The organism is Streptomyces sp. NPDC059567 (assembly GCF_042735655.1).
Classification (GTDB): Bacteria; Actinomycetota; Actinomycetes; order Streptomycetales; family Streptomycetaceae; genus Streptomyces.
In genome coordinates, this window is sequence record NZ_JBHWBS010000039.1 from 1 (window position 1) to 10,371 (window position 10,371).

10 protein-coding genes and 2 pseudogenes are annotated in these 10,371 nt (G+C 71.2%); 7 read left to right on the top strand and 5 right to left on the bottom strand.

All coding sequences use genetic code 11. The features are described 5' to 3' along the window. On the bottom strand, nucleotides 1-691 hold a 691-nt coding region (locus tag ACFVZW_RS18985; protein WP_384522642.1), incomplete at its 3' end, for a phosphatase PAP2 family protein. Nucleotides 692-872: 181 nt separating this feature from the next. Further along, nucleotides 873-1,826: an alpha/beta hydrolase fold domain-containing protein gene (locus ACFVZW_RS18990; protein ID WP_384522644.1), complete on the bottom strand. Its 954-nt coding sequence runs from the start codon at nucleotides 1,824-1,826 to the stop codon at nucleotides 873-875. Nucleotides 1,827-2,034: 208 nt separating this feature from the next. On the opposite strand from ACFVZW_RS18990, the gene ACFVZW_RS18995 reads away from it, so the two are divergent. The 5 genes and pseudogenes from ACFVZW_RS18995 (at nucleotide 2,035) to ACFVZW_RS19015 (ending at nucleotide 5,230) form a co-directional block, all read left to right on the top strand. After that, the gene (locus ACFVZW_RS18995; protein ID WP_384522646.1) at nucleotides 2,035-2,544 is read left to right on the top strand and encodes an ATP-binding protein; all 510 of its coding nucleotides are present in this window, start codon (nucleotides 2,035-2,037) and stop codon (nucleotides 2,542-2,544) included. 217 nt (nucleotides 2,545-2,761) lie between these two features. Beyond that, nucleotides 2,762-2,962, top strand: coding sequence for a DUF5988 family protein (locus tag ACFVZW_RS19000; RefSeq protein WP_384522648.1), 201 nt, complete (start codon nucleotides 2,762-2,764; stop codon nucleotides 2,960-2,962). A 159-nt stretch (nucleotides 2,963-3,121) separates the two neighbouring features. Then, a pseudogene (locus ACFVZW_RS19005) lies at nucleotides 3,122-3,340 on the top strand (DUF2283 domain-containing protein); the annotation flags it as partial. Between the two features lie 391 nt (nucleotides 3,341-3,731). Beyond that, a complete protein-coding gene (locus tag ACFVZW_RS19010; protein WP_384522650.1) occupies nucleotides 3,732-4,349 on the top strand; it encodes a TOPRIM nucleotidyl transferase/hydrolase domain-containing protein in 618 nt (205 codons plus the stop codon). Between the two features lie 404 nt (nucleotides 4,350-4,753). After that, nucleotides 4,754-5,230, top strand: a complete 477-nt coding sequence (locus ACFVZW_RS19015; RefSeq protein ID WP_384522652.1) for a lamin tail domain-containing protein — start codon at nucleotides 4,754-4,756, stop codon at nucleotides 5,228-5,230. A gap of 269 nt (nucleotides 5,231-5,499) precedes the next feature. Here ACFVZW_RS19015 and ACFVZW_RS19020 read toward each other — a convergent pair whose 3' ends face one another. Then, nucleotides 5,500-6,645 (bottom strand): RNA polymerase sigma factor, encoded by a 1,146-nt coding sequence (locus ACFVZW_RS19020; protein WP_384522738.1) that lies wholly within the window; start codon nucleotides 6,643-6,645, stop codon nucleotides 5,500-5,502. An 8-nt stretch (nucleotides 6,646-6,653) separates the two neighbouring features. Then, nucleotides 6,654-7,061 carry a YciI family protein gene (locus ACFVZW_RS19025; RefSeq protein WP_384522654.1) on the bottom strand — a complete coding sequence of 136 codons (408 nt, stop codon included), beginning with the start codon at nucleotides 7,059-7,061 and terminating at the stop codon, nucleotides 6,654-6,656. 292 nt (nucleotides 7,062-7,353) lie between these two features. On the opposite strand from ACFVZW_RS19025, the gene ACFVZW_RS19030 reads away from it, so the two are divergent. Together ACFVZW_RS19030 and ACFVZW_RS19035 are read left to right on the top strand one after the other, a co-directional pair. After that, complete coding sequence (locus ACFVZW_RS19030; protein ID WP_384522656.1) at nucleotides 7,354-7,902, top strand: GNAT family N-acetyltransferase; 549 nt, start codon at nucleotides 7,354-7,356, stop codon at nucleotides 7,900-7,902. Nucleotides 7,903-7,975: 73 nt separating this feature from the next. Further along, on the top strand, nucleotides 7,976-8,962 hold the full coding sequence (locus ACFVZW_RS19035) for a glutathione S-transferase family protein (RefSeq protein ID WP_384522658.1): 987 nt from the start codon (nucleotides 7,976-7,978) through the stop codon (nucleotides 8,960-8,962). Between the two features lie 184 nt (nucleotides 8,963-9,146). On the opposite strand, the pseudogene ACFVZW_RS19040 reads toward ACFVZW_RS19035, so the two are convergent. Further along, nucleotides 9,147-10,274 (bottom strand): annotated as a pseudogene (locus ACFVZW_RS19040) (hypothetical protein); the annotation flags it as partial. Nucleotides 10,275-10,371: the final 97 nt, after the last annotated feature.

Below are 10,371 nucleotides of genomic sequence, written 5' to 3' on the forward strand. Positions count from 1 at the left end.
CGCGTACGGACTCCCGGGCGAGCGCGGGGGCGCAGAGCCACCACGCCAGCAGGCCCGCGCCCGCACCGGCGGCCGCGCCGGCCGCCGTGTCGGTGAGCCAGTGCGCGTGCAGCCACGTACGGCTCCACATCATGGCCAGCGTGAACACGGTGCCGCCGAGCCACCAGGCCCGTCGCCGCGCGGCCGGGACCAGCAGTACACCGACGAGTACGACGAGCAGCGCCGCCCCCGCCGCGTGACCTGACGGGAACGAGCCGTGGTCGACCCGGACCAGCGGGTTCGCCGGACGCGGCCGGTCCACGAGGTGCTTGAGGCCCTGGACGACGAGCAGGTTGCCGGCGAAGTAGACGCCGAGCAGGAAGCCGACCGAGACCCAGCGTCTGCGCAGGAGCAGGAAGAAGAGCAGGGCGAGCGGTACGACGACGCCGAGCGGGCCGCCGAACCAGTTCAGAGCCGCGGCCAGCACGGCGTACGGCCCGTCGTGCGGGCCGCCCATCCAGGCCAGCCACTGGTCGTCCAGGCCCTGGAACGGGGGGTTGGTCGGGTCCGGCCGGACGACGAGAGCCGGCAGCGTGGCGACGCCGAGCAGGAGGAGTCCCGCCATGAGGACACCCGGGCGCCGGCGCTGGGTCGCCGCGTCGTCGGGCGGTCTCTCGGTGAAGGGGGTGGGGGTGACCGGATTGCTGGACATGGCTGCCTCTCGCGAGCGCGGGGGTGGGGTCCGCGGCCCTTGGGTGGTCGACGTACCGAGGGGCCCGGTCGGACCGGGCCCCTCGGCGGAACAGGAGTGCTACGGAACGGGAGCGGTTCGGAAGGGGGAGAGCCGGCGACTGGGGTGGCCGGGGGAGCGGGGACAGGGTTCGGCGGGAGCCTCAGGCCCCCGCTGCCAGGTGCTTGGCCAGGAACGCGACACTCTCCGCGACGATCTCCGGGATGTCGGGGGAGCCCAGGAAGATGTGGTCGGCGCCCTCGACGGGACGCAGGGTCACCTCGCCACCCGCCCCTGCCAGGGCCTCGGCGAGTACTTCGCTCTGGCTGAACGGGACCAGGCCGTCCGAGGTGCCGTGGATCAGCAGGAACGGCGGCGGGGTCGAGTCCTGCGCGTACGTCACCGGGCTCGCGGTGCGGGCCAGCGCCGGGCGCTCCGCCTCGGTGCCGCCGAGCAGGGCGTCGTACGGGTCGGGGAACTCACCGCCCGGAGGCATCCCGGGGACGGGCTGACCGGCCAGGGCGGGGAGGTCGGAGACTCCGTACCAGTCGACGACGGCCCGGACGCCGGTGTCCCCGGTGCGCACCCCGTGTGTGCCCTCCAGCGCCGCGGCCTCGGCGCTGCCCGGGCCGACGAGGCCGGCCAGCGCCGCCAGGTGGCCGCCCGCCGACTCGCCCCAGACGGCTATCCGGTCCGGGTCGATGCCGAGGTCGCCCGCGAACCGGCGGACGTATCGGATCGCGGCCTTCACGTCGTGCAGCTGGGCAGGGAAGGGGGCTTCGAGGCTGTGCCGGTAGTCGACGGAGACGAGCGCGAGCCCTGCGGCCAGGACCGAGCCGTGCAGCAGGGCGGCCGGCACGGTCGGCGGCGGGTAGCGCCGGTCGCCGTCCAGCCAGCCGCCGCCGTGGATCCACACGACTGCGGGGAACGGCCCTTCTCCGGCCGGGACTTGGACGTCGAGGAGCCGGGGGCGGTATCCGGGTGTGGAGGCGTAGGTGACCCCGTCGAAGCGGCGCACTCCGTGCTCGTCCGTCACGGGCGGTACCGGGGGGTGGTAGGGCGGGGGCGGCCAGGTCATGTCGGCCAGGTCGAGCTCGGCCGGGTGGGATTGCGTCATTGCGGCCCTTCTGCCGGCCCCGGGGTTCGTGGCGCTTTGTCCGAAATGCTTGCGCGCGACGCCCGGGGGGACGTAACGTGTTACACGTGTTATCAAAACTCTAGCGACGCGTTTCCGCTGACGACAAGCCCAGGGGCTGTCAGATTCTCGAGTTAGTTACACGAGTGACCACGCGATTGCGTCGCGTATCCCCCTCTGGGAGCACGTCATGCTCACCGCCACCGCCCATCCCGCACCCGGCGTTCCGGCCCCTGCCCGTGCGCCGGCCCTGGCCTCGGCCCCGGGTCATGCTCCGGCCTCCGTCTCCACGCGGGCCTTCGTCCGCTGGGTCCCCGAGCCCACCGCCGCGACCGTTCCGCTGGTCCGCGGTCGCGTCCGTGCCCTGCTCGAGGGGTGGCGGGTCGCCGCCGACGTCGCGGACACCTTGCTGCTGGCTGTCAGCGAGCTCGTCGGCAATGTCGTCCAGCATGCCGCTGCCGCGACCGGACGGATGCGCGTCGGTGTCTCCTGCGGTGGGGGCTGGCTGTGTCTGGAGGTCGCGGACGGTGCGGTCGCCCCGCCCCGGCTACCTGACCCCGCCTTCGAGGTCGATCAGAATGCCGAGGGTGGGCGAGGCCTTCTTCTGATCCAGCTGATGGCCGCGGAGGTGGGCGGTGAAATCGCCGTACTGGTCCATGAGTTGGGCAAGTGCGTGCGGGTGCGAGTCCCTCTCGCCTGACGGGGTCGGGTGGTGCTGCGGGGCTTCGAGGTATCGCGGAAGCTGACGGACGCGGAATTGTCGAGACGCTTGCGCAGCTGCGCGGAATCCTGCTCGCCCCGAGCCTGCGGCACGTGGGCGAGGTCACGGGGCTACGAGCCTGAGCGCCCCTGGAATGCGCCGAGCGCGGGCGGCGCGTCGGGGTGCACCGGGATTGGCGGTTGGTGAGACTGGACCCATGACGATCATGGCGGCACTTGTGGGCGGGCCCGACGACTTGCCGGAGCGGGTCGTGCCGGTGTCCACGCCGGGCGAGGATCTGAAGATCGCGCACCGTGGCGGGTACGAACACTTCAGAGCCACGTCGCGGGTTCAGAACGGACCGGAAGGGCAGCTCCCCGTTTATGAGTGGTGGGAGCGCACGGAAATCGCCGAGTAGAGCACCGTCCCCCTGCCGGCGCCCCTCCAGGTACTGCGGTGTGGACCCGGAGGGCGTCGCGTTCGCCGAACTTGGTACCGTCCTCGCGATCCCTGAGCCCGGCAGGCTCGGGGCGGGGCGCGGCGATCGACGTGGGAGCCGACGACGCGGGTCGAGTACGACGCCTCGGCGAACATGGCGTACATCGACCTCGTCGACTCGATCGCCCCGGGCGAGGCCGTCCGGCGGGTCCTCGCCGAGGACGATACGGCGATACTCGACTACGACTCGCACGGACGCCTGCTGGGCATCGAGTTGTTCAGCGCCAGGCGCCGGCACCCTGATCTGCTCGCCGACGCCGAGAGGATCGACCGCGAGCCGCCTCCGCCGAGCGCGTGAGTGATCAAAGGGATGGTCACGGGGACGATCGAGATCTGCCCGTGCCGTCACCGGCCGGACCGTGTCGCGCACGATCGGGTCCTTGACCGGACGTTCACCGCGGTGACCAACGTGGCGGTGACCCGCGTCCTGGCCGACGTGGCGGCCATCAGGCGTGTCGAGCGCGTCGTGGACACGGCCGTGTGCCGCTGAGTAGTGCCTCCCGGCGACCGGCCCCGCCGAGTGACCGTTCCGCGGCCGGTCCACGACGCCGAGTGGTGATGCCGGCAGCACCGGCGTCCGTCCCCGCCAGGTGCTGACGACTGACCAGCGGGCGAGACGCCGGGGCCTGTCGAGCCGACCGTCGAAATATTCGATGCCGCGCCGGTCGGTGGAGGTGCAGACTCGCTGCATGGTGGACATGTGGGCGTTCCGGGACGCGGTCGGTCAATGGGCGGCGGGCGGTCCCGGCGGACCGGCGAGTGATCTGGCCGGGCAACTGGGGCTGCGGACGGCGGTGCTCCTGGAAGGGCTGAGCGACCTCGCGGCCGTCGAGGCACTGGCCGCGCGGCGTGGCCGGGACCTCGCCGCCGAAGGGGTCTGCGTCGTGTCGATGGGCGGGGCGATGAACGTGGGCCGCTACGCCGGACTTCTCGGTCCGCCCGGTCTCGGCCTGCGCCTGACAGGACTGTGCGACGAGCGCGAGCAGCGCTACTACGACCGCGGCCTGGAACGGGCAGGGGCACCCCACGCGGGCTTCTTCGTGTGTGTGGCGGACCTGGAGGACGAGCTCATCCGCGCGCTGGGTACGGCGAGGGTCGAGGAGATCATCCGGGCCGAGGGCGACCTGCGGCCCTGGCAGACATTCCTGAGCCAGCCGGCGCAACACGGTCGGCCCCGTCACCAGCAGTTGCGGCGCTTCCTCGGCACGAAGAAGGGCCGCAAGATCCGCTACGGCAGTCTCCTGGTGGAGGCGCTCGACCCGGCACAGGTGCCGGCCCCGCTCGACGACCTCCTCAGGAGCCTGTGACCGCCGGACTCTCCGCAGCCCCTTCGTCTTCGTGTGCGGAGTCGTCGCGGTTGTGCGAAGAAACGTGCAGGACGGCTGTTACGAAGCGCTGTCCGCCGGTTGGGGGACTGTGCCGGACGGCGCGGCGGCACGTACGTAGGAGTCGGTAAGGGCTTGCTGTTGATCATTGAACGGGTGGGTGCAGCGGGCAGCGAATGTCAGGGGCACATCTGAGGCATTTGCGTGCTCTGTGAAGCTGAAAGTTACGGAAATGTCCGCATCTGGTAACGGGGTCCGGTCGGCATGTCGACGCGTCCGGAAGAGGCCGCAGAGTTTGGGTCCTCGGCCCACACCGGACCGAGACCAGGCAACGCTCCACCAGCTCGAATGGCTGATGGGGCACTGTTCTTGAGGGGACATCACCCATGTCTGCTTCTTCGACCGCCCGCCGTATCGCGGCGACCGCGCTGGCTGCCGGCGCCATCGTCTCCGCCACTGCTCTGCCGGCCGTCGCCGCTCACGACGACGACCGCCACCGCCAGCAGCCGCGGGTCGAGATCAGCCGCGTGCAGGCCGACAGCCCTGGACGTGAGAACCGGTCCAACCGGTCGCTGAACGCCGAATGGGTCGAGATCACGAACAACTCCCGCCGCGCCGTGAACCTCGACGGCTGGACCCTGCGCGACAACGACGGCAACCGCTACCGCTTCCGCGACGTCCGCCTCGCCGGCCGCGCCACCATCCGCATCCACACCGGCGAGGGCCGCGACAGCCGCACCGACCTCTACCAGGACCGTCGCGACTACGTGTGGGACAACCACTCCGACAAGGCCACCCTGCGCGACGACCGCGGTCGCACCGTCGACACCAAGTCCTGGGGCAACCACCACCACCGCCGCTGACCCCACCTACAGGTGACTGTCCTCCGCAGTACGACGGGGGACGGACCGGGTCTGAATCCCTGAAAGGCGTGCGCCGGGCACCTTGACCCGCCCGGCGCACGCACTCCTCCGCTCACGAGAACAGCGCCCCTCCCGACAGGCGAGGGGCGCTGTTCTCGTTGCGGCGCGGGCGAGCGGCGGGCGGTCCTCGACGGAGCAGCGTGGCGGCCCACTCGGCACTGCGACCAGTGGAACTCGTGATCTTCGGGGATTCGGACCATGGAGAGGCGTCAGCCACGACCGCCGGTGTTGAGCCGGGCGGCCTGGCGTGTCAGGTAGTCGCGCTCGGCGAGGTTGGGTGCCTTTCGGGCCGCCTCGGCGTACAGCAGCGCCGCCGTCGCCAGGTCGCCGTCGCGCTCGTGGAGGTACGCCGCCACCGCGGCGTAGCGGGGCAGTGAGTCGTTCAGCTCATCGAGTGCGGCGAGCCCGGCGCGTGGCCCGTCGGCCTCACCGACGGCGACCGCGCGGTTGAGCCGGACGACGGGGCTGTCGGTGAGGCGCGCGAGCTCGTCGTACCACTCGACGATCTGCACCCAGTCGGTCTCCTCGGCGGTGGGCGCGTCGGCGTGAAGCGCCGCGATGGCGGCCTGGGCCTGGAACTCGCCGAGCCGGTCGCGGGCGAGGGCCGACTGCAGAATCTGGACACCCTCGGCGATCGAAGCGGTGTCCCACCGTCCGCGGTCCTGTTCGGCGAGCGGCACCAGGCTCCCGTCGGGCGCGGTCCGGGTGGCGCGCCGGGCGTGGTGGAGCAGCATGAGGGCGAGCAGCCCCGCCACTTCGGGGTGGTCGATCGCGGCCGCGAGCTGCCGAGTGAGCCGGATGGCCTCGGCCGCGAGGTCGACGTCGCCCGAGTAGCCCTCGTTGAAGACCAGGTAGAGGACGCGCAGCACGGTGGCGACGTCACCGGGCTGATCGAACCGCACACCGGACACGGTGCGCTTGGCACGGCTGATGCGCTGCGCCATGGTCGCCTCGGGCACCAGGTAGGCCTGGGCGATCTGGCGCGTGGTGAGCCCACCGACGGCGCGCAGTGTGAGCGCGACCGCGGACGACGGGGTCAGCGACGGGTGGGCGCACAGGAAGTAGAGCCGGAGCGTGTCGTCCACCGTGGGCGCGGGTCCCGGCGCCGGCTCATCGTCGACGAGGTCCTCACGCCGGCGGCGGGCGGCGTCCGAACGGGTCGCGTCGAGGAACTTCCGCCAGGCCACGGTGACCAGCCACGCCTTCGGGTCCCGCGGCGGGTCGGCAGGCCAGAGGCGGACCGCCTCGACCAGCGCGTCCTGTACGGCGTCCTCGGCCGTCGCGAAGTCGGCTCCGCGGCGGACGAGGATTCCGAGCACGCTCGGCGTGAGGCTCCGGAGCAGTGCCTCGTCCATCGGAGAGGTCACTCCGTGATGGTGGGCGGCGAGGCCAGGAACGGGCGCAACTCGAGCCACTCGTGGATCGGCTTCCCGCCCGCACCCGGAGCCGCGGACAGCTCCCCGGCCAGCTCGAGCGCCCGCTCGTAGCTGTCGACGTCGATGACCATCCAACCGGCGATGAGGTCCTTGGTCTCGGCGAACGGGCCGTCGGTGACGGGCGGGCGCCCCTCACCGTCGTACCGGACGAAGGTGCCCTCCGGGGAGAGCGCCTGAGTGTCGACGAACTCGCCCGTCCCTTCGAGCCGGGTCGCGAAGTCCCGCATGTACTGCACGTGCGCCGAGATCTCCTCCGGCGTCCATTGGTCCATGGGCGCGTTGTTGACCGATGCCGGAGCGCCTCGGTAGTGCTTGAGCAGCAAGTACTTGGCCATCGTGTCTCTCCTCGATGCGGTGCGACCACCATTCTGGTCACGTTCACCTCGGGGACGGAGCCGGACGCGGCTTCTCGACATCGCCGTCGGAAGGCAGCGACCAGAATTCTTTGAATCAAGAGAAGGCTCTTCGTGCGTCACTGTACGTACGGTCCTGGTGCGTCGTGCGTCACGGACCGGTGAGTCGATCGGAGTGGATCGCCTTCACGTCCTCGACGTCACTCGCGATCCGGATCCCATGAGTTCGGGACCACTCGGGTGACTCACGGGTCACAGGCCCTAACGTTGGTCCATGCTCAGGATGTCGCCACGGGTCGAACTAAGCCCGCTCACCCTCTCCGACCAGGACGAGTTCTGCACGCTCGTGCGGGCCAGCACCGAACTGCACCGGCCATGGATGCAACTACCCGCGACCCCGGAGGAGTTCCAGGTCTGGATGCGCCGCTTCGAAGACGGCACCAACCAGGGCTTGCTGGTCCGTGTCCGGGAGACCGGCGAGGCCGCCGGCATGGTCAACATCAACTCGATCATCCGGGGCCGCTACCAGGGTGCGTCCCTCGGCTATGCGGCCTTCGCCCCGTCCGCAGGGTACGGATACATGACCGAAGGGCTCACCGCCACGCTGCAGTACGCCTTCACCGACCTGCGGCTGCACCGGCTGGAGGCCAACATCCAGCCGGCGAACAAGGCATCCCTGGCTCTGGTCCAGCGGCTGGGCTTCCACTACGAAGGCGTTTCGCCCGCCTACCTCTACATCGACGGGGGCTGGCGAGACCACGAACGCTGGGCGATCACCGCACCCAGCCCCTGGACACCCGATCCCTCCCTTCCCGAGGTGTGAGCCGTACGGCGCCGAGTCCGGGGAGATTGTCCGCGCCACCACCGTGAGAGCCGAGCATGGCTAGGCTCGGAACATGGCTGGTGACGGTGAGTTCAAGCGGGACAGGAACTACATCACGACACGGATCACGGCCGACGGCCGTGATGGCTATCCCGTGGAGCCCGGGCGCTATCGCCTGATCATCGCCCGGGCCTGCCCATGGGCGAATCGAGCGGCGATCGTCCGGCGCCTCATGGGCCTCGAGGACGTGGTGTCGATGGGTGTCGCCGGGCCGCTGCACGACGAGCGGAGCTGGTCGTTCCATCTGGACCCGGGCGGCAAGGATCCGGTGCTGGGCATCGAGCGGCTGCAGGAGGCGTTCTTCGCGCGTCAGCCCGGGTACCCGCGCGGCATCACGGTGCCCGCGATCGTCGACGTATCCACGGGGCAGGTGGTGACGAACGACTTCGCGCAGATGACACTCGACCTGGGGCGCGAGTGGTCGGCCCACCAGCGGGCCGGCGCGCCGGACCTCTACCCGGAGAAGCGGCGCGACGAGATCGACGACGTGGCCGACAAGGTCTTCCAGGACGTGAACGACGGTGTCTACACGTGTGGCTTCGCCGGCTCGCAGGAGGCGTACGGCGGGGCGTACCAGCGGTTGTGGGAACGGCTGGACTGGCTGGAGCAGCGACTGGCGAGCCGGCGCTACCTCGTGGGCGACACCATCACCGAGGCCGATGTGCGGCTCTTCCCGACCCTGGTCCGGTTCGACGCCGTCTACCACGGCCACTTCAAGTGCAACCGGCACAAGCTGACCGAGCTGCCGACGTTGTGGGCCTACGCACGGGACCTGTTCCAGACGCCCGGTTTCGGCGACACGATCGACTTCGAGCAGATCAAGGCCCACTACTACGTGGTGCACCACACCATCAACCCGACCGGGATCGTTCCCGAGGGCCCGGACACGAGCGGCTGGCTCACACCGCACGGTCGGGAAGCTCTCGGCGGGCGGCCGTTCGGCGGTGGCACACCGCCCGGTCCGCCACCGCGGTCCGAACGCGTGCCCTCGCTCACCTGAGCCGGCGGCAGCGGCTGCCCGTCAGGTCTGCGCGGGCAGCCCCTTCACGGACGACTGACGGCCCCTTCCCTGCCCGTCGTGCGGCGGGTGAGTCGAGCAACGCCCGTTCGGCCAGGAGCACGCCGGCACGCAGGAGCCCCCGGCCGGGTGGGCCGGCAGGCTCCCGCGTGTTTCGTGGCGGACGTCAGATCCGGGTCAGCAGCACTTCGACGGCCTCTGCCGTGGCGGGGTGACGTCCCACCAGGGCCACGCCGGAGGGGCTGGTCGTGGCCGGCTCCCAAGGGCCCTCGCAGCCGAGCAGCCCGGCGACCGCGTCGCAGGCCGCGGGATAGGCGTGGGGCAGGAGCGCGCGGCCTCCGGCCCCCGGGCCGGACGTCGCGCGGGTGCGGATCGGCCGCGGCGTCTCCCGCCACGGCGGCACCCAGCTGTCCAGCTCCCCGAGCCGCGAAGGGAAGATCCGTCCGGCCTCGCGGATGAGGAGCGGTGCCAGTTCGGCTCCGCCGGCGCGCAGGCTGGTGATCAGGGTCGGCAGCCAGGGCAGGAGTACCGGGTCCGGCAGTCGGCCGAAGGCGTTCGACACCGCCTCCACGACGAAGTCGGTGAGACCGGGCGCGGGCTCCAGGGCGTGAAGGAGCCCGCTGAGATAGCGCGGGTACGTCGGCAGGGCCAGCGGGTTGTCGAGGAGGCTGTCGCAGCGCGCCCTGAGTTCCCTCCGGGTCATGGTTCCGAGCTGGGTCTGCGAGGCCCACAGCAGCGCGGTCTTGGACGGGTCCTCCGGATGCGACTGCGCGACCGCGAGCTCGAGCTGGGTGCGGTCGCAGCCGAGCGACAGCGCCAGGGCCTCCATGCCGAACAGGAAGCCGAGCATCGCCGCCACCTGCCGGACGCCCGCGTCCTCGTCGGCGAAAGCGGTCGGCAGCAGCGTGCAGTAGTGGGCGTAACCCGTCTTCACGAACGATTCGATCCACGCGGGCAGCACCGGTTCGCTCGTCCGGTAGTACGCGAGGAGCCGGCGTACCCGGCGGAGCACTTCCGGCGCCCCGTCGACGCTCCGCTCGGCCGCGAGCACCTCCAGGGCGCGCGTGCCCAGTTCGTCGGCGAGGCGGCGGCTGCGCAGATGGAGGGTCGCGTCCTCGACCGCCTGGAGAACGGTCGCGGCGGTGGCCTGCGGTCCGTACGCCGCGCGGCGCAGTCGCTGTTCCAGGACCTGCTCGATGCTGACGCCCTCGTAACCGAGTTCGATGAGGGCTCGTTGGTGGGTGCCGAGGGCGAGGTCCCAGGACTCCTGGATCGGGCGCTCGCCGAGGGTCCGGGCGGGGCCCACGGGGGGGGGGCGGGGGCGGGGGGGGGACCAAGCAACACACAACAACACACACCACACACACGCACACACACAGGCACACCCCCCC